This window comes from Rhizobium skierniewicense (assembly GCF_014196515.1).
Lineage (GTDB): Bacteria > Pseudomonadota > Alphaproteobacteria > Rhizobiales > Rhizobiaceae > Agrobacterium > Agrobacterium skierniewicense.
In genome coordinates, this window is sequence record NZ_JACIDV010000010.1 from 156,460 (window position 1) to 178,328 (window position 21,869).

The following is a 21,869-nucleotide window of genomic DNA, read 5'->3' on the forward strand; positions in this document are numbered from 1 at the left end:
CCCCGTTATCGCTCCAGCCGTACAAGAGGCGTTGCTAAACAATATGCTTCATCGACTTATGCTAGCTACTTTGTCATCTTCGTGCTACATAAAGCAATGTATTGCCGTACGAAGGTGACAAATGCCCACTCCTCATCAGCCGTCTGCAGCTGTACGGCGTTCTTTGCGAAAGCTCGGCGCGGACATTCACGACGCGCGCCGACGCCGTAAGTTGCCGATGGCTGTTGTGGCAGAGCGAGCCTTTACCTCTCGCTCGACGTTACAAAAGATCGAGGCGGGCGATTCGAATGTCAGCATCGGTATCTATGCCGGGGTCCTTCAGGCTTTGGGACTGCTCGAGGGGCTGAGCAAGGTTGCTGATATTGGTAACGACAGTGTCGGGCAAGCGCTTGCCAGTGCTGATCTGCCAAAGCGTGTCCGTTTAAAGCGCGTATCAGGATCTTCTTCCGATGGCTGATTTTGAAGTTCTTATCGATCTCGCCGCATGTACGCGGCGCGTTGGGCTGGCAAGAAGCAATCGCATTCGAGGCTCAGAAACAATCATGTTCGAGTATGATGACGCTTGGCTGAAAGACGCTGATCGTTTTTCGCTCGAACCTGCGCTTTCGCTGACCCGTGGTGCCTTCGCGCCACCGGCAGGGTTTGCGACCTTCGGGTCCATCGGCGACTCGGCTCCGGATACGTGGGGTCGGCGGTTGATGCAACGTGCCGAACGTCGTAGCGCAGAGCGTGAGGGGCGGGCCGTCCGCACCCTTTCCGAGAGCGACTACCTGCTAGGTGTCGCAGACGAGACCCGGCTTGGCGCACTCCGGTTCCGCTGGGTCGGAGATGAGGTGTTTCAGGCGCCCATCCAGACCGGGGTCCCGGCCATAATCGAACTCGGCCGGCTTGTGCAGATCACCGAACGCATCCTGCGCGATGAGGAGACCGACGAAGACCTTCAGCTCATTTTTGCACCCGGATCCTCGCTCGGTGGTGCCCGACCGAAAGCCTCTGTCGTCGATCAACATGGCCATCTGTCCATAGCCAAGTTCCCGAAGGAAACCGACGAATACAGCATCGAGACCTGGGAGGAGGTCGCACTCAGGCTGGCTGAGAAAGCCGGTATTGCAACGCCGCAACATCAGCTCGTCGAGGTCGCGGGCAAAGCCGTCATGTTGTCTCGACGCTTCGACCGCAACGGTGCCATCCGCATTCCGTTTCTATCAGCGATGGCGATGATGGGTGCCAGGGACGGGGAGCGCGGCAGCTATCCGGAAATTGTAGATGCTATTGCTGAGCACGGCGCGCGGGGCAAGGAAGACGCGCACGCTCTCTATCGGCGCGTGGTCTTCAATGTGCTAATCTCCAATGTCGATGATCACCTGCGTAATCACGGTTTTTTATGGTCGGGCAAGGCGGGGTGGTCGTTGTCACCGGCCTACGATCTCAATCCCGTTCCGACCGACGTCAAGGCGCGGGTATTGAGCACCAATATAGATCTTGATGAGAGTACCTGCTCACTCGATCTTCTGGAGGCTGCATCGGAGTATTTCGCACTCACCCTAGCTCAGGCCCGCGGCATCATCAGAGACGTAGCGACCGTCACCGCGACCTGGCGCGATACAGCCAAGGCCGTCGGTGCGCGCGGCAGCGAAATCACCCGAATGGCCAGCGCCTTCGAGCATAGCGACCTTAACCGAGCGCTCACTGTTTGATATAGTATTTATGGTGATGGATATCCATTAGAACTTAATATATTCAAGAGCTATATAATTATATATTAAATTTCCTGTAGGTTTTATATATAGTATCTACCATCGATAAGGAGTAATTAACGATGGTTATACCAACAACCCACAACCATACCATGTGATGAACTGCGATATTCCTATAGAGTTCCTATAGAAAATCATTTACCATGATTTCAATGGCTTACGATCTTGCAAAAATTAGCATGTCAGCCCTGATGCGGCCGGCTTTCGACGCGGGAACTGCTCTGACGCGTTTGGACGAGCGGATCGCCCGTTCACCGGTCGGCGCCGGCTGGATCGAACGCCAAAACTTCGCCGACGCCTGTGCTTCCCTCTGGATTGACGGCGAACTCGTCCATCTCGAAGACCTCGTCCTTCACGATGCGACCCGCGATATCCGCACACCCACCCATGAGCTGACAATCGCCCGCGACGTGCTGCGCACCCGTCGACGGATTTCCGGACAGTCGCCCGACTGGGCACTATCGCCGGAAGGCATTCGCACGCTCCGGCAGACATCGGAGAACGCCTCAACCGGCGATGAGGCGGCAAGAACCGCCAGCGTCATGCGGCCCGCGGTCCCGATCGATGAGGAAGGGGAGGGGGATGATGGTGATCAGGCGGAGAATCTCCCCGGCGTCGACTATGCCGCTATCGATGCGCTGCTGGCCCGATCGGAGGCGGCGATAGAGCACGCGAGGCGTCCCAGGCGTGCCGGCGATAACCGTGCTGCCGAAAAAGATGCGTTGGTTTACGATCTCGATTGGGACGAGGATGCCCGGCTCGACGAATGGCGCGGCGTGTTGCGCCAGGCCGAAACCCTGCCGGCGATACTGCAGGCCATCGTCGCCCTCGATGCCTGGAACGAACTGTCCGTGCTGCAGCACGCGTCCTGGCTCGGCCGCCTGTTGTCTGCGTCGATCCTTCGGGAAGCCGGCATCACCAGCGGCTCCCATCTCGCCGCCATCAATCTTGGCCTGAAAACCATTCCCGTGGATCGGCGTCGGCATCGCGACCGGGAAACGCGACTGCTGTCCATTGCTCATGGTTTGCTGGCGGCCGCAGCGCTTGGGCTGAAGGAGCACGACCGGTTTGGCGAAAATCATGATGGAGCGCAAACTGGCGGGAAAACGGACGTCGTCAAAACTACCAGAGCTGATCAAACTGGTGATGGCAAAACCATTGGTGTCGGCCGGGATGATTGCCAAGGACCTTGGCGTCACGCCGCGGGCGGCGCTGCGGATCGTCGAGGAGTCGGGCTTGCGTGAGATGACGGGGGGGGGAGGTTTCGGGCATGGGGAGTGATCTAGTGGGCCAGCCCGTTTTGTACGTCCGAATCCCATCAAATGTGGGACCTCGGGCGTTGCAAACGCAATTGCGCTCGGGTAGTCCAAAAACGTTAGAGTTATGTTCAACTTTTGTTTGCAAAACTGGTCCTATGCTGCCTCGCGATTACAGACTGCACGAGCTAAATGAGGACGAGTTCGAAAGACTCGTCGTCCGCATTTGCGTGCGTTGGCTCGGCGAGGGTATAACACCCTTTGCCCGGGGACGGGACGGCGGCCGTGACGGAAAGTTCCACGGGACCGCCAACAGCTTTCCAAGCACTGCTTCACCGCTGTCTGGGCATTTCGTCTTGCAGGCCAAGCATGTTGCTGCGCCAAACAAATCCTGCTCCGATCTCGATTTCGCAGGGCTGCTTGCGAAGGAACACGAGAAGGTCAAGCGCCTCAATGGCGAGGGCATCTGCGATCACTACCTCGTTTTCGCCAACCGAAAATATACGGGCGGCGCGGATGAGAAATATATGAAAGATCTCAAGGCGCTTGGTGTAACTTCCGCCCACATCATTGGGGTCGAGCGCCTTCATCTAGCACTCGACGATTATCCTGATATTCGCGAAACACTGCCGAATCTGCTCGATCCTTCGCCCTTTCGCTTCAATCCAGACGATCTGGCTGAGGTAATCGGCGCACTCCATTCCTACACCACGGATGACGGGCAAAGCGCCTTTGAGAGTGCATTCGACTTTGAGAAGTTGAAAATGCCGTTTAAAAACAAGCTCAACGGGGTTTCGGACGAGTATTATAGCCAAGTCATCGTCGCACAATCCATGCCGCATTTCGAGCGAGTGGCCCAATTCCTCCAAAATCCGAGGAATGACGAGTTCGCAGCGCTGTATCACGACGCCGCCGACGAGTTGAAGCAGAAGATCATCGCAAAGCGCGCCCAGTTCGGAGCGTTCGATGACATCTTCCTGTTCATGTATGAGCAAATTCAGCAGAAACGGGACGTTTTGAAGGGCAAGCGACGCCTGATTTCGATCCTGCTGCACTATATGTATTTCAATTGCGATATCGGGATCAAGCAGCTGGAGGAAAACGAAGATGTCGTCCATGCTGACGCCTAAGAAGCACCTGAACCTTGATACTTCGCTGCTACGCGTGTTCTCGCTTGTCCTAAAGGAGCTGCAAAAGCGTGGCGTTTGCGAGTTCGAGAAGCTGCGCGGTGTTGTCATCCGGCGGGTTGGCCCGGACGGCGAACTTTCCTTCCTCCCCGCTCTCGACCTGCTGTTTTTGCTGGGCAAGGCAGAGTACCACATCAAGAACGACACTCTCGAATACAAGGCTGACTGACAATGCAAATCAGTCGCCTTTACTCGAACCTTCCTGATATTCTTTCACCGATCGGGTTCAATCATGGAGCCAATGCCGATCGGCTCAATATCGTGCTCGGCGAGGTCAAGCATCCTAAGGATCGAAAGAAAGATTCGCATAATCTCGGTAAGACGACGCTCCTGCAGCTGATTGATTTCCTTATGTTGAAGGGATGGTCGCAGGACAGCTTTCTCTACAAACATCGGGACCGTTTCGCCGATTTTGTCTTTTATCTCGAGATTGCCTTGAATGGTGGTGGGTATGCCACGATTAAACGTAGCGTTGCTGCACCCACACGCGTCGCCCTTTCCCTTCATGAAGATCCCGATCAAAATTTTGATGGTGCTGCCGACGATGTCTGGGATCATCCAGATTTGCCGATCGATGAAGCGATCAAGCTTCTCGACGCATGGCTCGATCTGCGTGCTCTTCAACCTTACGACTACAGAAAGGCAATCACCTACTTCCTGCGCTCTCAGGGCGACTGGAGTGATGAACTGCAGCTGCAGAAGTTCCAAGCCGGGCGTGATCTTCATTGGAAACCGTTTGTCGCTCATCTTTTTGGCTTCAATCAGAATCCGATCACCCGAAAATACGAGCTGGACGAACGCATTGCAAAACTCCAGGAAAAGCAGTCTGAACAGCAGTCTGAGGTCCAGTTCAAAGAAGAGGACCTTCCCAAACTGACGGCGGAACTCGGCATCCTCCATCAGCATGTTGAGGATTTGGAGGGGCAGCTCGACGCGTTCCGCTTCGACGATGAAGAACGTCGGATCATGCGCGAGCTCGTCGACACCATTGAGGAAGAGATCGCCTCGCTCAATCAGCAGATCTACGATGCACGATACGATATTGGCCAGATCGACACCTCTCTCAGCCATAAGGACAAGTTCGACCTGGGCGAAGTTCAATCGATCTTCGATGAAGCAAAACTTCATTTTCCGACGCAGCTCAAAAAGCAGTATGGCGAGCTCGTGGAATTTAAGAAGAAGGTCACCCAAGAGCGAAATGCCGCTTTGCGTAAGCGCCGCAAGGAGCTTGAGGTCGCGTTATCGGCGGCCGAAGGTCAAAAGACGTTGCTTGATGCTCGGCGAGTTGAGCGTCTGAAGGTTCTTCGCTCGACGGACACCTTCGAAAAGTTCAAGGCTTTGCAGAAGGACGTCACGCACCAGAAGGCGCAGCTTGTATATCTTGGCGAGCAACGCAAAAAGCTTGAGGCTGTGGCGGAAACCGCAAGGCAGGTCCGCGAGGCAGAGCGTGACCGTGGCCGGGTCGTAGACGAGATCAAGGCTATGCTTGAAAAGCCGACGGTGATCTATGAACGCTTCGCCAGGATTTTCAACGAATACTGTCAAAAAGTGCTTAACCACGAAGGCATTTTCTTCTTTCACATCAATTCTAACAACAATCTTGACTACAAGATCAGCCTGGGTCTTGCCGGGCAAAAAGGCGTTGCCTCCAGCCAAGGTGAGGGTACCAGCTATAAGAAGTTGATCTGCGCCCTGTTCGACCTAGCGCTCCTGCGCGTTTACGAGGACATTCCGTTCTTTCATTTCGTGTATCACGATGGAATGTTTGAAGCTCTCGACGATCGAAAGAAGCTTGCCTTCCTCGAGCTTGTCCGTGAGCAGGTCAGCCACCGAAAGCTTCAGTATATCATGACAGTCATCGCGTCTGATCTACCGCGCGATTCCAAGGGTAAGCTCGTTGCCTTCGCAGATGACGAGATAGTCCTCCGACTGGACGATAGCGGGCAAGCTGGCCGGCTGTTCAAGATGGCCGAATTCTGACTTCGATCTTACGGACGATTGTAAAGGAGCCGAGAGGTACAGAAGTGTTGATTTCCACTGAGAGCTGACCCGGCGCAGCCTGATATTTCCATTGAGAATTGACCCATGTTTCAACCGTCCCTCGCATGTTTTCAGCGGGGGCCCTGGAGTGATCGACATGGCGTTACTGAGCGTGATCCGACGCTGGCATTTTAGAGAGCATTTATCGATCCGGGAGATTTGCCGCAGGACTGGCTTATCCCGGAATACCATCCGCAAATATCTGCGAGCCGGCGGCGTAGAGCCGAAGTTCAACGTGCCGGAGAGGCCGAGCAAACTTGATCCGTTCGCAGATCGGCTATCGGCCTGGCTGAAGACGGAGTCGAAGAAAGGCCGCAAGCAGAAGCGGACGATGAAGCAGCTACACGCTGATCTTGTCAGCCTCGGCTATGAGGGGTCCTACAATCGTGTGGCGGCATTTGCGCGGGAATGGCGCGATGATCGTCAGAGGGAATTGCAGACGACGGGCCGCGGGACTTTTGTGCCCCTGGCGTTCGAACCAGGCGAGGCCTTCCAGTTCGACTGGTCGGAGGACTGGGCGATCATCGGCAATGAGCGCACCAAGCTGCAGATCGCCCACACGAAGCTGAGCTACTCCAGGGCCTTCATCGTCCGGGCATACCTCCTGCAGACGCACGAGATGCTGTTCGATGCCCACAACCATGCCTTCCGTGTCTTCGGTGGCATTCCTGGTCGCGGCATCTACGACAACATGCGCACGGCGATCGACAAGGTCGGTCGTGGCAAAGAGCGCGACGTCAACGTCCGCTTCATGGCGATGGCCAGCCATTATGTGTTCGAACCCGAGTTCTGCAATCCGGCTTCCGGCTGGGAGAAGGGACAGGTCGAGAAGAACGTGCAGGATGCACGTCATCGCTTCTTTCAGCCGATCCCGCGCTTTCCATCACTCGAGGCCCTGAACGATTGGCTCGAGGAGCGTTGCAAGGAGTTCTGGGCCAAGACACCCCACGGTCAGTTGCGTGGCACTATTGCCGACATCTGGGCAGAGGAAGTTCCGGCTCTCATGCCGCTCTCCAGGCCGTTCGACGGGTTCGTCGAATATACGAAACGGGTCACGCCTACCTGCCTCGTGCATCTGGAGCGTAATCGCTACAGCGTTCCGGCATCCTTCGCCAATCGACCGGTGAGCCTCCGGGTCTATCCGGATCGGATCGTGGTTGCCGCAGAAGGCCAGATCGTCTGCGAGCACCGTCGCGTCATCGATCGTTCCCATGATCGTCCAGGACAGACCATCTATGACTGGCGTCACTATCTAGCGGTGGTGCAGCGTAAGCCCGGTGCTCTTCGCAACGGCGCACCGTTCATTGAGCTCCCCGATGCATTCCGGACCTTGCAGCAATACCTGCTCAAGAAGCCGGGTGGCGATCGAGAGATGGTCGATATCCTGGCCCTCGTCCTTCAGCACGACGAACAAGCCGTGCTGTCGGCCGTCGACATGGCGCTGAAGTCTGGCGTTCCGACCAAGACGCATGTGCTGAACCTGCTGCATCGGCTCGTTGACGGTAAATCCTTCACGCCGCCGACCCTCGATGCCCCTCAGGCACTGACGCTCACCAATGAACCCAAGGCCAATGTTGAACGATACGATACCTTGAGAAAGACGGAGGCTCGCCATGCGTCATAATCCAGCAAGCGGCGCGATCGTCATCATGCTGCGGCAGTTGAAGATGCATGGCATGGCCCAGGCAGTCGGAGAGCTTACTGAGCAGGGGTCACCCGCGTTCGAGGCTGCCCTTCCGATCCTGTCGCAGCTTCTCAAGGCAGAGACGGCGGAGCGCGAGGTTCGATCAACGGCCTATCAACTCAAGACAGCACGCTTTCCGGCCTACCGTGATCTGAACGGCTTCGACTTTACCAGCAGCGAGATCAACGAGGCTCTCGTGCAGCAACTCCATCGCTGTGACTTCCTCGATGACGCCAACAATATCGTCCTGGTCGGCGGACCTGGCACGGGCAAGACGCACATTGCCACCGCGCTCGGCATTCAGGCCATTGAGCATCACCACAAGCGAGTGAGGTTCTTCTCGACGGTCGAACTGGTCAACGCGCTTGAGCAAGAGAAGGCGCAAGGCAAGTCGGGACAGATCGCCAATCGGCTCGTTCACTCCGATCTCGTCATTCTCGACGAGCTGGGATACCTGCCATTCAGCGCCTCTGGAGGGGCGCTGCTCTTCCATCTGCTGAGCAGGCTGTACGAGCGCACCAGCGTCATCATCACCACCAACCTCAGCTTCAGTGAATGGGCGAGCGTCTTCGGCGACGCAAAGATGACCACCGCGCTGCTCGACAGGCTCACCCACCACTGCCACATCCTCGAAACCGGAAACGACAGCTTCCGCTTCAAGAACAGCTCGGCCCATCAGCCCAAAACATCAAAGGAGAAACGCAGGAGCTTGACCCCGACCAACAACGCGAACGATACCTAAAGGCGGGTCAATTCTCGGTGGAAACGCCGGGTCAGCTCTCAGTGGAAATCAACAGTACAGAAGCCTTAGCTTGGCCGAATTGTGCCGCTGCTGGAAGACTTCGTCTTACTCTTCGTTCCCGTCAATCACCATATAGGTTGTCAATGGCTGCCTCCACCGTCGTCTGACTCTTTGAACGTGCTCTGTTTGTATGATCTGAGTTCGCAGAGGCTCATTCAGATTTGCTATTCTCAAAGCTTTTAGAGTTAGCCAAAGATTCTTGTTCTGGGACCAGCCCTTCCCATGCGTCATGTACCCACCGACTAACGCTTGTGACTTTCCTGGCGAGTAACTGGTCTGCATCAGCGCAATCGGCAAACTCGCCATCGCGAAAATCGAAATTGGCTTTGTGCTCCTCGAGTTCGCGTTGAGCTCGGCGATAAATCATCCAAAGACGCTGTGGCTTTCGAAGTTGGAGCCAGCTGGTCAGTCCACCCGCCAAAACTGATAATGCTGACGGAACGCCTTTCGCCCAAAGGTCTCCTGTCCCAAGCGTAACGAAAAGTGGTGCAGTCAACGTAGAGGCGATGATAACGGAGAAGCAAAGTTGAGACTCCAGCTTGTTGTGATCTGCTTTCTCTCGATAGCCTTGGCGAACAGTAGAATAATAAGCGCTTGCCGTGGTAAACACGTCGGCTTGGATCGTTTTATCCTTGCGATACATAGTCAGAACATTCCCAATGTGTTGGTGTTGTTTCAACAAAGTATGAAACAGGCGAAGAGGATTCTCCAATCTCGTCACTCGCGTGCTGGCGCATTGCACGCTTGATGACACCCATTTCTTTGAAACTCAGTGCGCTGTATGGACTCTGCACGCGATTCGAAAGGGAAAATTATCCAGCTACGCAGTATTGAAACAAGTACACTCAAATCAAACGATTTCCGTAACGCTCTAACAACAGACGGAGAACTTGTGCACTTGAGTAAGCTGCATACCGTTGATAACCATCAGCCTTATCTGGATCAGCGAAATCACAGACACCTTTGACTGCAAGAAAGGTTGGTTGTGGTGAGGAAGCGGCGTGGGCGGCCGCATAGATTCCATAAATTTCCATCTCAACTCCAATTAATTCTTGATGCTGTCCTTTGACGCCTTGAATAATTCTTCCATCGGATAGCACTGCGGACCCAGAAGCAAGCGGACCGAGCACTATCCGGCTCGTGTCCGGTTTCGTACCTTCAAACTCGAGCCTGATTGCCTCAAGTGCAGAACTGTCTCCCCGAAGCTGCAGAATATGGTTCCGAACTTTCGCCGGAGCTGGAATATGGTGAGGTCGAAACAAAAAGCGCCCTGTCTCGCCGTCCCACTTACCGCTTTGGAAATCCCATGCAGGATCTGCAAAAAGAACGTCTCCCAACTTCACTTTTCCGCGCACCCCAGCGCAGATGCCTGTCATAGCGATAAGTTTTGGTCTTAGAGTACTAATTAGTGTGTTTGCCGCTATAGCGCTCGCCACCATGCCCATACGGGGAAGACATACGGCACATACATTGTAGCTCTTGTCGTCAACCACGAATTTTCCATCGTGAATGAATATGGTGTCGTCTAGCGGACGAGATGTCTGCCAATTCCACGGAAGTTTCAGTACTTCCGAGAGTTCAGGGTCTTCCAAAGCACATATAATGACGACCTCCGTTCCGAGGTTAGAATTCTCTGGCTTTTTGCCTCGTCCACGAATGAATGTCACGCAGTTGAGGGCGCGATGCATCCATTCGTCGGTGGAGCGAGAGTAATTTAAGACTGTCCAACACCAGTCTTCAAATTGTGCAAGAGCTGATCCCGCAGCGGCTCTATCCGCTGTAATACCAAGAATATATGGGGCTTTAGACGTTAAGTCGTTTTGTCGAATCTCAAAAAGAAGATCAATGGCGTTTTGAGGATTTTCCGAATCTTCCGGATGAAGGGGAACCAGGATATCTAACAGTAGTAAGTCATATTCTTGACCCATCAATCGAGCTCTTGCGTCATTGCACGAAGTTACAATATCCACTGAGCCACGATCTATACCCATTGCTTTAAGTTCCGCGATAAAAATATCGTAGCGCTTAGGCTGGTCATCGACGATTAGGATCTGCATATCTAGTCCTCTCTCAGGCCGAGTTTCTGAAGTGTGCTAGAAAGCGTTGTCTTCCATTCATCGTAGGTTGAGTTGTAATGCAACACAGAGCTGACAATCCCTTCGAACTCGGCTATCCACTCACGCCGTAGTTGGTCGAGATCAACTGTCAGGCCTCCGTCTTTTGCAAAACCCTCATAACCCGTAATGATAACTACAGGACACGATAGCTCCGCCATCTGCATCATTCTCAAAATCTCGGCGCCTCCAAAGCCTTGCGGCCTTCCACCGCTTTCACGGTCACCAGCATCGAAGGTTGGAAGGGACATATCGAGAAGCATTAAGTCGACTTCAGTTGTTTCCACCACATCTAGAGCCGAGTTAACTGATCGTGCCGTTACGATAGCGAGTTGAGGATTAAGTTCATGGAGAAGTCTCACAATGTGATCACGTTTTGGAGCCTCATCCTCAACAAGCAAAATTGTTGGTTTCTTAACCATTCGCGCTATCTTTTGTTTGTAACACCACGGCGTAAGTTACCTCTAGGCGGAAGCGTCCATCATTCCCAAAACCAAATTCGATCCTGCCCCGGTCTGACTGAGTTACAATTGCCGCGAGTTTCGCAAATCCACTTCCATCGTCCTTTCGAGTTTGACGTGAGTAAGTTCCGCCGGAGACCATCTGTCGGACCTCCGCGGCTCGCTTCGCTTTCTCTGGCCGCACGCTCGCTTTACAATCACTAATAATCTCAATCGACAGCGTGTGAGCCTCATCGCTCCACTTTGCTGCTATATCTATTTTAGGTGAGGGCAAGCCAGAGTGCTTCTTGGTATTACCTAGTCCGACGAACAGGACGTCATGGACAAAAACTAAGTTTGCGGCGTCCAGGGACAGACTTCCGGTTGTTGACTTGTTAATACGCGGCGAGTATCCCCTTTGAGTAGTAAGGGTCGCCTCGAGACCAACTTCCAGTATTTGCTCGAGTGTAAAAAGGTGCTGACTAGCCAAGGCTCCAGTGTGCACAAACCACTGCGAGGCCTCATCAAGCTTTCCTTGAACTTCGGCAGATCTTTTTCCAGCTTCTGCGTCAAATTCGAGAAATCCAGGGTCAAACTCTGCTATTTCTTTAACAGAAGAGCGCAATTTATCGAACTCTGCAACGAGAGCGCCTTTCAGAACAACAGAGATTAGCTGTCTGACAGCTTGAAGTGATTGCTCCAGCGATATCCAAAAAACAGTAATTAGGAAACGGAAAAACGTGGTGATGTCGAGGTCAAGGGTGAGCCAAACCCTTACAACGGAATAAAGTGCATCACTGTAAGGAATGGCGAGCATTCCTGAAGGATACTCCGCTGTCCTCACATGGAAAAATCTATCTTTCGCGTCGAGCAAAATGTCATCGAAGTGAGCGGAAAAATTTCGAAAAGCCAGCTCCATCCGTGTGCGGTCTGCAGTCTCTAACGTTTTAAATGACTCTAACCAATACCTGTTAGGATGATACTCGCTGGTTTCAGTCTCTCGAGTAGTTATCAGCCCACTGACTTCGAGTGGTCCCCTTATCAATCCGATAAATGAATGATGTCTAACATTTTTTGCTAGGTAGAAATCGAGCCCAAAAGTTGCATTTGTCAGGAATTCATCCCCTGCGCGGCGGATGACGCTCATCAAAACTGCGTCTGCTTCGTTGTCCGGCGAGAATGAATGTCGGCTCAACGCGGCCCCGTCCAACTCCCGCAGGACGTCATCGAACGTTTGCGGGGCGTCAACACTAACCGGCTCGAGGTCGCGATATCGCTCGTAATCTTCTTGTAGTTCACGTGACGCCCACCGAACGAATGCTTCATCCTCAACATGTATTCTGGTTCGATCAACTATCCAACGACCTTCATCAACCATCAGATTATGCGAGATCAACATCGCTTCAGCTGTGTAGTCGTCAGCGCTTTCGGGCCGTAGATCACTAAGCGCTAAGAAGATGTTGCGTCGTTCCTCTAAAACTTCCTTCGAGCTTGAAAACAACCTGGTGACATCAAGTATTTCTGGAACACATACATGTTTTAAAAAGTACACAAGCTCTCGATCATCAAGTAGATCGGCGCGATCTAGGAGCGCACTGGGTCTGTTCACTCCGAGCTTACGAAGTGCCAGACCCGTGGCGAACCGCAATTGCGATGCCGTTTGGCTCTCCTCAGTTCGAGACCAAAGCAAGTGAAGCGCGATCGGAGCGGCTAATGGAGATTCAACGGATTTGAAATCCTCCCAAGCGCAGTCACGAAGGCTTTCGGCAACTGGGAATAAGTTGAAGCAAGATAAATTTTTAACACTTTCAGACGCGATAAGCTCGATCTTCTTATGTCGAAAACCAAATGCATGCAGCGCGTGGAGGCGGGCAAGTTGACATAGCGCGCGAATAGCAAGTGGCGGATCTTCTACGCCAGCCAATATTTCACAGGCGCTTTCAGGATTGGCATGCGCCAGCTGATAGAGTGATCGGCCAAGGACTAAACTCGGGCTGTCGAGTTCAATAGCACTCTGACCAGTTAGGCAAATGGACCAGAATTTTTTAGTAGGAGTTTCGGGAAACGCAGCCAATCCGGTAATCTTTGGATTTACAAGATCCTCAATACCATGAGTTGGGCTATTCAAACCTATCACCCAATGTTTCCAGGCACTGTCAGGCTTGTCGCGGCGGAGTTGTGCTAAGTACTCGCCGACGCCAACCATGAAAGAGAGCCCTCGAAAATTAATGCATAGCTTTGCTGCTTGTGCGGCATAATCATTTGATTGCTCTGATGCAGCTAAGGCAGCAGCAAGCCACCTGTGCAAGGTCTTTGGGTTCAGTGAACTACGGGGAGGGCGTTGTGAACTGGCATGCGCGAAACCTGCATATATTACCTGCCAAGGATCGCTTGGTAAGCTCTTCCGGGCTGCCCTAAAGGCTTGCACACCTGATCCCGAAAAAAGAAAATCAGAAATTTTTTGGCTGCGAGGTAGAAGGGTGTTGATGTCCTGGGGAACAAAAATTGACTGAATTTTTTGTAGCCGATAATCTGAAACACCTAGATTACTTACGCACTCAATCAGAATCTGATGAAGCTCGTCGCGTCCTTCCCACTTTACGAGTTCTTGTAGCACCGCGATGAATGTTTCGTAAATGTCAATAATGCCATGACTCTGCTCAGTTCGTAAAACGTCAGCGATACCGGCATCAGTAGCAGGAAGTTCGTTTTTTAGCCGATAACGCATATAGGTCTGAGTAGCGTCATCGTAGTATGCGTGGTTTGAGATCCGCCGCTCAATCTCATCAAAGTATTTTGAGATTGTCGTCCTTTCCTCATTTCGAACGCTCGTGTGATAGGTTACATATGCAAGTAATCCCTGCTTATAGATCGATCGCACTTGCGCAGCATACTTTTTCTGTTGTTCCAAGCCACCTACAACTTGCTCAAGTGCAATTCGCAATTGCACGGACCACATGGTCGCACCGTAAGTATCAAAAATAATTTCAAGTAGATTAAGCGCTGTTGTGTAGTCTCCTCCGATCGCTGCACCTTCTACGGCCTCTTTGAGAAACAGGAACCTTGAAATCTTCTCTTTTTCTCCGTGCAACCGCGCAGTAATCCACCGCAGCTCTGTACTTAGGTCGACCGCTTCTTTCGGAATGACCCCGCTTAAATTGTCATAGCGGATAGGAATTCTATCTAATTCAGAGAGTTGGCTAGCTAACATCTCGTTAGCCCAAGCGATAAAGCCTGCGTACTGGCTGTGAGTCAATTTTATCTTCGAGCTTATATAAAGTTCGTTGAGCGCTTGCCTGAAACGTAAACTTGGCGAAAAGCGCCTCTGTTCAACGAATTCTTTTGACTTAAATTGTGAGATTATCCCTCGTAATTTATGTTGTTGCTGCAGATAGGATTGCATTAAACCATTGTTGTTTGTTTCAGCCATCTTCGCCAGCAATTCCACATCCTACAAGTATTGTTGCGCTATAAAATCACCGGTGATAGGTAGGCGCAAGCAGTGATTGTAACCATCCACCAATTCTTCGCTACTAGGGGCTATACGATCTGTGCAGTCGTTTGCCATAGGTGTTGGTCTCCGTGCGGAATTGAGCCTTATCTACCTTACCGGCTCAGTTCCGCGTGGAAGATGCAGCGGAAAGCCAGAAGCGTGTGTTTTGGCTGACCGCCGTGGCCGAGAAGGCCACAGATCGCGCTAGCGGTACGTTGTTCTACCACTCCTCTTTCACGAACTCTTCGTACGCCTTCACAATCTCCTGAAGTCGACCGCGGCGTTCTGCACGGAGGAGAAGGTCTCTTATCTTCGCCGTTTTATTCGAACCTGTGAGATCATCGGTATCCACCTGTAGTACGAAGCAAAAATTGCAGAGCTCTTCCATATTCATGGTTTTGCACATCTTTGGAAAGAACACTTCGCGCACCCATTTAGGATCGATTCCGTCGTCCTTGAGTGTGCTTGGTGCCCATGGACCCTCGGTCGGTGCGACAGGCCGTGTCGAGAGAAAATCGCTGAGGAAGCTCGCAGCCGCATGAGCCGCATATTTTTGCCAGTTATCGTTTTTGCTGTCGTCTGCAAAATCGCAAATCGAGCGCACCATAAAGAAGCCGATTCGGCGAGCGGCTGCCATAGCGCTGGCTGCGACACCTCCACCCTCCATTTCAACGGCGGCAAGCTTGGGATGAAGCAAAATGAGGCTTTTTACGTCGGCCTCTGATGCTATGACTTTATCACCCGATGCGACTGGCGCAAAGTGGACTGCAGGCACCGTCGCACTCGAGGCACAGTTGTCAGGTCTCTGCGGCAGTCGGGCTCGCCAAGCGCTTCCCAAGTGCATGTGCATAGCCCTGTCGATTAGCAGGGGGTCAGACATGTAGGAGACCGGTCTACGCTCGAGTCCGTTTTCTCGGACCTTCCCAAGTTCGTAATATACAACGTCTGTGCTGATGACGACATCGCCGAGGCGCTGTTTACCGGGGTGCAAACCGCCTGCGATTCCGCACATAACGACATATCTTGGCATCCAATGCCGAATTAGCTCTGCAGTCTCCGCGGCGGCTTGGACATTGCCCATTCTCTGAAGAAGGGCCACAACAACGCGATATTTCGTCGTTCCGTCATGAGCGACAACAATGCCTTGATAGTAAGTCCGCGACTCGCCGATAATCACTTTCTGAAGAGTGGGAAAGTACTCAAGTACGGCTGCAAGTTCCTGAGGTAGGGCGGTCACGATTGCAAAGTCTGCAGCCGATGCATCGACTTGCCTCGCGAGTTGGGTCGCCGCTATGGGTTCGAGGTGGTTTAGCGGAAATGAACCGGCGATGCGCTGGTGAATGTAAGCCTCGTGCTGAATCTTCATACCTTTGAGAACGGCCGCGGTGTACGTCGACGTGTCGCGGTCAATTAGTGCATGATGGCTGGGGCAAAGGAGAAGGAGATTGTCGAGACTTTGCCGATCTTCGGACTCTTGAGCGGGATTGAAACGCGGCCCGCCAGGGGAGTGGGCTTCGATATGCGCAACTTCAGCAATCGTGCCACCCGAATCCGGCATCAGGTCGGTGTGACAACCTGGGAACGCGCACCTACCGCCACTTAGGGCGAAAAGTCGCTTGATGGCTGAAGATGAAGTTCGTCTTTCACTCATGCGCTATTTCTCGACCCTAAAATCTGTTGCTAAGATTTGAATGACGTGCCACGCCCCCGGATATGCACGATCATGCATGGTTGTGACGCGAAGTCTCATAGTATCAAAACATTACCAACCTCTTCGTCGAGTTCACCACGTTGGCGAACCTGGATGCAACCGATATCAAATTCTATTGGAGGGTGGAGTGCACCCACCCGGCCCTTTGGGTGACCTTGGACACGCCAACTTGCCGCGGTAGCGGCCTTCGCTGCCATTGGTGAAACAGCGTTCATGAGGGTTCATGCCGGCTATGCGCTCAACATCGGCGTGTCAGAGGACGAACTTAAGGAAATCATTTAAGTCGTGACCGTGCCGGCGGGATTCCCAAAAGCGATCGCTGCCTCCCAAGCGCTCCAACAGCTTTTCGAGGAGCGAAGCCATGCAAACTGCCCCGAAGTAAGTCCTGCGACGGCGATAGGCAGGGAGGGGGCCCATGAGCAATATCTTGCTGATCACTGCCGCCATCATCATCCCCACCGCCACATGCCTGAATGCGGTGCCCCCTATCATTAAGGCAGAGGACACGATGCCCTTTCAATCTCACACCCCGACCCAGCCGCAGAAGCATTCGTATATCGGCATGTGGGTTAGACCCCAAGTCAGCTCCCCTAGCTCCGGGTGATCGATGACGGCCTCATAGTGGATTTCCGATCCCATCTGTCGCTCATCGCCCCCAACGGCGTCCCAATCAAGCTCGTCGCTTTCGATCTCGTGGATTTCGCCAGTCGCGCTATGTCTGATCCGAGCCGTCCCGCGGCAGTAGATTTCCATGCTTCCTCAATCCCCAGCAATGCTGTCGTCAGTTCCTCCAGACAGGCAACGTCCGCTCAATGGACTTTATGGGACAGCGTTAGTAACACCGCAATGGCCAAGGAGCCGAGAATAGCTGCCGTCGCGCACGTAACCCACCATCCAACGGCGAGGAAAGGATTGTTTGGTAACTGGTCCGCCCATTGCGTGAACCCCCAGGCGCCCACGATTGCCATCGCGTTCAAGCCGCAAGAAGAACCAGCCACTTAGGCAAACTTTGTGCGCTATGTCGACGACGGGAGGATCTGCATGTCGAACGAGGTCACGGAAAGAGCGCTACGAGGGGCAGCTTGGGAAAGAAAAGTCTAGCTCTTCGCCGGTTCCGACCACGGCGCAGATCGCGCTGCGATCATGCTCACCCTGATCATGCCCCCCGGCTGAACGACGTAGAAGCGAAGGCATGGCTCGCCTAATAACTGTGATGGCGACCTCGGGTGCTTTACCGGCGGCATTAAGATGGTCTTATTTGGACTTGAGGACGGCGTTCAGGCGGCATGCGGCGAGGGGTGGCTTTTTGAGCACCTGCCGGACGACGGCCCTTCGTCCGGCAATGGATGCCCGTCCGCTCCATCGTCCGGATTGACGGCTCATCGGGCGCCAGACCGGACAAAGCGGCTGCGGCCTTCTCATCCAACTACTCGTCGCTCGACGCTTTGCGATTCCGGCCGCACGCCGGACGAGGCGGTCAGCGGCGACCCCAGCGTTGACTAGCTGATCGACTGAGAGGTTCTTTGTTTTTCCGCTTCGCACCGGTAAATACCACCATGATCAGTCCTCAGATGGCACCAGAGGAAGCTCCTAAACCGCGACAACGAAGACGTCATCAAAGGCTGCGAAACCGCAGACATATTCACTAGCGATAGTATTTAGGACAGTCCTCGCGAGGATTGCGTTGAGCAATGTTGCGTCGTCTCCAACATCGGCTTCAACAATGAATGCGCTACAAGCTGATCGATAATATTTCCTGACATCGCCAAGCGTCATTTTTTCACGCGACTTTTTATAAAAAAGTTTTAGAAGACACTCAAGATTGAATAAAATTTCGTCACCTGGAGGGGGCGGAAGTGATTTCTCCATCAGCGCTCCAATTGAGCGATTGATCCCGCTCTCCGCGTAGAGGACATTTACCCAAGCCTGTGGCCAATACTTCCGAAGGTGTTTGCTGGACACAGCGTGGTCGACATCGTGCTTCGACAAGTTCACTCCTGTGCCGTAAGTCATTTCGACATAGCGCTGACACGCCGCACGATAGCTGTGAAAGTCAATGTGAGCCCAAATTTGAGAATAGCTCAAATAACCAGCTGGTGTTTGAACCTGTCCTCGTAAAACCAGAACCCGCTCCCTCTCAAAATCCTTCGCTCTTTTGAAGCGCGTTGAGAGCTCCGTGAGCTGGTGGTCTTTTGCCCAGTTGCGAAGGTGATCTTTCGTGCGAAAAGCAATTGGGGCTCGGTAGCCGTGTTCAACCAAGGTCTGAAAATCGAGCCCTGTACTGACAACGACGAAAGGATGTGAGCTAAAGGAGGGTGCTGGTATCATGACTTCCCGACTTGAACGACTTCGCGAAACCACAGTTAGCCCGAAGTGGTTAATCAGGGCCCAATATGCGTTTGAACAATTGCACACATCGAAGGCGCAACCGCGACTGTGACCGGAATATCCGAGGGTAGGCTGGATCGTCCACGACGCGTCATCGGCTACGCAGTTAAAGTCACCCATTCCCATTCTCTGGGGGAGTTCTCCGCTACCGACGGGCTCAACCCCATCCAGAACCTTCTTCAGGTTTTCGTCGAAAAGTCCCAGCAAGTAGGTCGCGATGCCGGGTGCCTCCAGGTACAGCCCCACCTCATCCAGCGGATCGTCTTCAGACCCGGATTGGGACCCCCAATTCATCGTACTGACGACCACGTCGTTGGAGTCCCATATGAGAAACCTTAGCATGAACCTGTGGTTCGCGCGCAGATATGACATCTACGGTTCCCTCCAGCCTTTTACGGTGAGCGGCCATGTGCTTGCGCTTCGTTGGACCGGATTGTCGTGAATAATAAATCCGGACGTCCTTCAGTCGACCTCCTGCGACCTCGGCCGGGTTCAATAATCCAGGGACGACGTTGGCGCCCATTCTGTTCGTGATGCAGACAAAGCTTTCATTTGCGCTGTGGGCTGCCTTTCGCAGAAGTGGTCCATGGTCTTGCGCGTGGAGCACAGTCAACCGTGCCTTGGTTGTTGGTGCCTGATCAGACCCGGTGGTCAGCGGGGTCTTACCCGTCTGGCTTCAGATGCAAGGAATTGAAGAATTTCCACCGATCGGCTCGCGCTGGCGAGGGAAACCGCTATCCCTTTGAGGATGTCTAGGCCAGCCGCGACGGCCATCGGTCGCGGAGTTCGATTGAAACCTCCACGGCGGAGAAGGGTGAGGACAAACAGTTGCATGATCCAATCACAACGACTGTTCCACCCTATACGTCGTCGGCAGCAAGGGATTTTGCATGACTTCCAACGCTGTCGCGATGGACCAGGAGGAAGCCGCGGCTAAGTCTTACTGCCCAAAGTCTCTCATGAAGTTCCTCCAGCGCCAATGCGTGCCTCGCTTTATCCAGGGAAGTGCCAAAAAATAAATGGCACCGCACGCCACCCCGATATGCGTCTTCCAGCGCCGTGTATATGCGCGCCCGGTGCACTCTTCCTCTTTCATCTGACTGGCTGACGATGAACGTCGACAGTACGAAGATGTCCAAAACCGCAGCCCGCACGATGCGTTCGAAGCGCTCGATGTGCTCGGGCGATCCAACAACCAGCTGATCGAGAGCGAAGGTCGTCTCAATCGAAGCAGGGGCGGATGGCTCGCCCTTCGATGCTCGAGGGAGAACCGCCGTCTTAGGGTTTCGTCCACCGCCGCGACCAGGTTGGCGCTAGCCCCCTCGGGATTTCGCCCCTCTTGAAAGCAGCGAGGTCGATCTCAAGGAATTTCTTCTCCATACCCGAGCCTGTGGTCCGAACTCCACGAAGCCATTCACCGGGGCGTAGAGATTGGGATACGAACTGACTGACCCGGTGAAGCCAAAGTGCTTGATCGAAATATTACGGTTTCGGGCTCCCATCAAGACTTGTACTGACCATACCGCTTCGGTGGTTGACGCGGACAAGCATTCCTTTATCGACGCGTATAAGAATAAGAAACGTAAAATTCTTCCTTGCAACCGAGAGTTATTTGATTAACACTTCATTATGGTGCCAGGGGGAAATAAAAAATGCGAATACTACTTGTTACGCTGACGTCAATTTGCGCTGGTTGCGCTGTTCTACCAAGCAAAAGCGACCTGGATGGTTTTGCCGCCGCCACATCGAGCAGTGCGAAAACGGTTGCTGCCGCCGTCTCAGCAAGCAATCAGGTGGCCACAGACCAGGACGAGCAACTGCAGGCGATACAATATATTCGCGGCGGCAGATATGCTCTTGTAGAGTTGCCACAGTCAAAGCTGACTAACAGACTGGATGCGGATCAGCTTCAAATACGCCTTGCGGCGATTAGCGATCTGCAAAACTATGCCAACGCGGTCGGCAAAGCCGCCGATCAGGGAACTGTCGATCAACTTGAGGCGTCGGCTGAAAAGCTGACGAATTCGGTGGCGGCTTTGGCCACCGCGATGGGCGGCTCGCCGATGGTCGCGCCAGCGATCAAAGTTGTGGGCCGCGCGGCCGCGTCTGCGGTCTCAGACACTTACGTTAGGCAGGTGCTGGATGTCGTTCGTAAGACGGATCCTGTGGTAAAAAACCTAGTCGATCTTCTCAAAAATGACCTTGGCCCCCTTCAAACGGATCTGTGGGTTCAAGCTACAGCCTATGCCGGGCTTCGCGACCAGCAACTTGCGGTCCTGCGACGGGATCCGCGTGTCAACAGAGCAGCCCTCTACGAAGCCTACATGAATGCACGCTCAGATGTTAAGGCGCGATACGCTTTAGGCGATGCCGCCACTCCGATTTCTGATCTCCTTCAGTCAATCCACGACACGCACCACGCGCTAACGACCGGTTCGGGCGATATCGGACTGACGATAAAGCGCCTCAGCGCATTGGCAAAGGACAGTGCGGCACTTATCGAAGTCACGAAAAAGGATGCTGTAGAATGACGCCCAGTGAAGAGTTTGACGCCGCAGCGCAAGAGGCACAGGAGATGTTCTCGAAGTTTCCGCTCGACGATATTAAACAGCCAAGTGCGATTCAGGAGTGGTTCGATAAACTAAAACCGTCGCTCTGGAAGGCTGATGCCGGCGTCAACGCCGCGAGGCTTGCGATCCTTATTGCCGACTCAATCAAAGTTCTGATTGCGACTAAGTCATTGTCCAATGACAGCGAGAAAGCAGAGTTTGCCAATTCAATCCGCGTCTTGCAGTCTCACTACTTCCTGGCGAGGAAAAAAGCGATGGAGGAGGCGGCTTCACGCTACACAATTACCGCACAACTTCGCGCCCAGGCGGGGACGCTGAATAAGGCGTATAAAAAGGTTATCGCAAGTACGGCAATCCTCAATCAGCTCGGCGATGCGATTGATGGCCTCACATCGCTCGTTGGCGCGCTCAGATGACTTGAGGTGTT

16 protein-coding genes and 3 pseudogenes are annotated in these 21,869 nt (G+C 53.4%); 12 read left to right on the top strand and 7 right to left on the bottom strand.

What is annotated here, in order from left to right:
- The first annotated feature begins 121 nt into the window (after positions 1-121).
- The 8 genes and pseudogenes from GGQ73_RS16785 to istB all read left to right on the top strand — a co-directional run bounded on the left by GGQ73_RS16785 (position 122) and on the right by istB (position 8,666).
- Positions 122-457, top strand: coding sequence for a helix-turn-helix domain-containing protein (locus tag GGQ73_RS16785; RefSeq protein WP_012478037.1), 336 nt, complete (start codon positions 122-124; stop codon positions 455-457).
- Entirely contained in the window at positions 450-1,697 is a 1,248-nt protein-coding gene (locus GGQ73_RS16790; protein ID WP_012478038.1) for a type II toxin-antitoxin system HipA family toxin, read from the top strand. The genes GGQ73_RS16785 and GGQ73_RS16790 overlap by 8 nt, the downstream gene beginning before the upstream one ends.
- 203 nt (positions 1,698-1,900) lie before the next feature.
- Positions 1,901-3,043 (top strand): annotated as a pseudogene (locus GGQ73_RS16795) (RHE_PE00001 family protein).
- Positions 3,043-4,143 carry an ABC-three component system protein gene (locus GGQ73_RS16800; protein ID WP_141682837.1) on the top strand — a complete coding sequence of 367 codons (1,101 nt, stop codon included), beginning with the start codon at positions 3,043-3,045 and terminating at the stop codon, positions 4,141-4,143. Before GGQ73_RS16795 ends, GGQ73_RS16800 begins: the two are co-directional and overlap by 1 nt.
- On the top strand, positions 4,121-4,369 hold the full coding sequence (locus GGQ73_RS16805) for an ABC-three component system middle component 8 (protein WP_012478041.1): 249 nt from the start codon (positions 4,121-4,123) through the stop codon (positions 4,367-4,369). The genes GGQ73_RS16800 and GGQ73_RS16805 overlap by 23 nt, the downstream gene beginning before the upstream one ends.
- A 2-nt stretch (positions 4,370-4,371) precedes the next feature.
- Positions 4,372-6,180, top strand: a complete 1,809-nt coding sequence (locus GGQ73_RS16810; protein ID WP_012478042.1) for a DUF2326 domain-containing protein — start codon at positions 4,372-4,374, stop codon at positions 6,178-6,180.
- Positions 6,181-6,337: 157 nt separating this feature from the next.
- Complete coding sequence (gene istA, locus GGQ73_RS16815; RefSeq protein ID WP_173994890.1) at positions 6,338-7,864, top strand: IS21 family transposase; 1,527 nt, start codon at positions 6,338-6,340, stop codon at positions 7,862-7,864.
- Positions 7,854-8,666 carry an IS21-like element helper ATPase IstB gene (istB, locus tag GGQ73_RS16820; protein ID WP_173994891.1) on the top strand — a complete coding sequence of 271 codons (813 nt, stop codon included), beginning with the start codon at positions 7,854-7,856 and terminating at the stop codon, positions 8,664-8,666. The genes istA and istB overlap by 11 nt, the downstream gene beginning before the upstream one ends.
- Before the next feature lie 211 nt (positions 8,667-8,877).
- Here istB and GGQ73_RS16825 read toward each other — a convergent pair whose 3' ends face one another.
- The 5 genes from GGQ73_RS16825 to GGQ73_RS16845 all read right to left on the bottom strand — a co-directional run bounded on the left by GGQ73_RS16825 (position 8,878) and on the right by GGQ73_RS16845 (position 16,424).
- A complete protein-coding gene (locus tag GGQ73_RS16825) occupies positions 8,878-9,369 on the bottom strand; it encodes a DUF4231 domain-containing protein (RefSeq protein WP_012478043.1) in 492 nt (163 codons plus the stop codon).
- Between the two features lie 202 nt (positions 9,370-9,571).
- On the bottom strand, positions 9,572-10,783 hold the full coding sequence (locus GGQ73_RS16830) for a 5'-methylthioadenosine/S-adenosylhomocysteine nucleosidase family protein (protein ID WP_012478044.1): 1,212 nt from the start codon (positions 10,781-10,783) through the stop codon (positions 9,572-9,574).
- Between the two features lie 2 nt (positions 10,784-10,785).
- A complete protein-coding gene (locus GGQ73_RS16835; protein WP_012478045.1) occupies positions 10,786-11,262 on the bottom strand; it encodes a response regulator in 477 nt (158 codons plus the stop codon).
- Positions 11,255-14,722 carry a hypothetical protein gene (locus tag GGQ73_RS16840; RefSeq protein ID WP_172691042.1) on the bottom strand — a complete coding sequence of 1,156 codons (3,468 nt, stop codon included), beginning with the start codon at positions 14,720-14,722 and terminating at the stop codon, positions 11,255-11,257. The genes GGQ73_RS16835 and GGQ73_RS16840 overlap by 8 nt, the downstream gene beginning before the upstream one ends.
- 271 nt (positions 14,723-14,993) lie before the next feature.
- Positions 14,994-16,424, bottom strand: a complete 1,431-nt coding sequence (locus GGQ73_RS16845; RefSeq protein WP_012478047.1) for a phosphorylase family protein — start codon at positions 16,422-16,424, stop codon at positions 14,994-14,996.
- A gap of 219 nt (positions 16,425-16,643) precedes the next feature.
- Between GGQ73_RS16845 and GGQ73_RS23015 the strand changes: the two are divergent.
- Positions 16,644-16,841: pseudogene (locus GGQ73_RS23015) on the top strand (carboxymuconolactone decarboxylase family protein); the annotation flags it as partial.
- Positions 16,842-17,006: 165 nt separating this feature from the next.
- Here GGQ73_RS23015 and GGQ73_RS16855 read toward each other — a convergent pair.
- Positions 17,007-17,237, bottom strand: coding sequence for a hypothetical protein (locus GGQ73_RS16855; protein WP_035258433.1), 231 nt, complete (start codon positions 17,235-17,237; stop codon positions 17,007-17,009).
- A gap of 249 nt (positions 17,238-17,486) precedes the next feature.
- On the opposite strand from GGQ73_RS16855, the pseudogene GGQ73_RS16860 reads away from it, so the two are divergent.
- Positions 17,487-17,686: pseudogene (locus GGQ73_RS16860) on the top strand (IS66 family transposase); the annotation flags it as partial.
- A 388-nt stretch (positions 17,687-18,074) separates the two neighbouring features.
- Here the strand turns inward: GGQ73_RS16860 and GGQ73_RS23020 are convergent.
- Positions 18,075-19,244 carry a phospholipase D-like domain-containing protein gene (locus GGQ73_RS23020; RefSeq protein WP_234900485.1) on the bottom strand — a complete coding sequence of 390 codons (1,170 nt, stop codon included), beginning with the start codon at positions 19,242-19,244 and terminating at the stop codon, positions 18,075-18,077.
- Between the two features lie 1,280 nt (positions 19,245-20,524).
- Between GGQ73_RS23020 and GGQ73_RS16870 the strand changes: the two genes are divergently transcribed.
- Together GGQ73_RS16870 and GGQ73_RS16875 are read left to right on the top strand one after the other, a co-directional pair.
- The gene (locus GGQ73_RS16870; protein ID WP_012478051.1) at positions 20,525-21,403 is read left to right on the top strand and encodes a hypothetical protein; all 879 of its coding nucleotides are present in this window, start codon (positions 20,525-20,527) and stop codon (positions 21,401-21,403) included.
- Positions 21,400-21,858 carry a hypothetical protein gene (locus GGQ73_RS16875; RefSeq protein ID WP_012478052.1) on the top strand — a complete coding sequence of 153 codons (459 nt, stop codon included), beginning with the start codon at positions 21,400-21,402 and terminating at the stop codon, positions 21,856-21,858. The genes GGQ73_RS16870 and GGQ73_RS16875 overlap by 4 nt, the downstream gene beginning before the upstream one ends.
- Positions 21,859-21,869 lie beyond the last annotated feature (11 nt).

What these genes read in the sequence shown, in the direction of transcription:
- GGQ73_RS16870 (WP_012478051.1), top strand. Translation starts at nt 20,525, where the DNA reads ATGCGAATACTACTTGTTACGCTGACGTCAATTTGCGCTGGTTGCGCT.
- GGQ73_RS16845 (WP_012478047.1), bottom strand. Translation starts at nt 16,424, where the DNA reads ATGAGTGAAAGACGAACTTCATCTTCAGCCATCAAGCGACTTTTCGCC.
- GGQ73_RS23020 (WP_234900485.1), bottom strand. Translation starts at nt 19,244, where the DNA reads ATGTCATATCTGCGCGCGAACCACAGGTTCATGCTAAGGTTTCTCATA.
- GGQ73_RS16785 (WP_012478037.1), top strand. Translation starts at nt 122, where the DNA reads ATGCCCACTCCTCATCAGCCGTCTGCAGCTGTACGGCGTTCTTTGCGA.
- GGQ73_RS16855 (WP_035258433.1), bottom strand. Translation starts at nt 17,237, where the DNA reads ATGGAAATCTACTGCCGCGGGACGGCTCGGATCAGACATAGCGCGACT.
- GGQ73_RS16830 (WP_012478044.1), bottom strand. Translation starts at nt 10,783, where the DNA reads ATGCAGATCCTAATCGTCGATGACCAGCCTAAGCGCTACGATATTTTT.
- istB (WP_173994891.1), top strand. Translation starts at nt 7,854, where the DNA reads ATGCGTCATAATCCAGCAAGCGGCGCGATCGTCATCATGCTGCGGCAG.
- GGQ73_RS16805 (WP_012478041.1), top strand. Translation starts at nt 4,121, where the DNA reads ATGTCGTCCATGCTGACGCCTAAGAAGCACCTGAACCTTGATACTTCG.
- GGQ73_RS16875 (WP_012478052.1), top strand. Translation starts at nt 21,400, where the DNA reads ATGACGCCCAGTGAAGAGTTTGACGCCGCAGCGCAAGAGGCACAGGAG.
- GGQ73_RS16825 (WP_012478043.1), bottom strand. Translation starts at nt 9,369, where the DNA reads ATGTATCGCAAGGATAAAACGATCCAAGCCGACGTGTTTACCACGGCA.
- GGQ73_RS16790 (WP_012478038.1), top strand. Translation starts at nt 450, where the DNA reads ATGGCTGATTTTGAAGTTCTTATCGATCTCGCCGCATGTACGCGGCGC.
- GGQ73_RS16835 (WP_012478045.1), bottom strand. Translation starts at nt 11,262, where the DNA reads ATGGTTAAGAAACCAACAATTTTGCTTGTTGAGGATGAGGCTCCAAAA.
- istA (WP_173994890.1), top strand. Translation starts at nt 6,338, where the DNA reads ATGGCGTTACTGAGCGTGATCCGACGCTGGCATTTTAGAGAGCATTTA.
- GGQ73_RS16810 (WP_012478042.1), top strand. Translation starts at nt 4,372, where the DNA reads ATGCAAATCAGTCGCCTTTACTCGAACCTTCCTGATATTCTTTCACCG.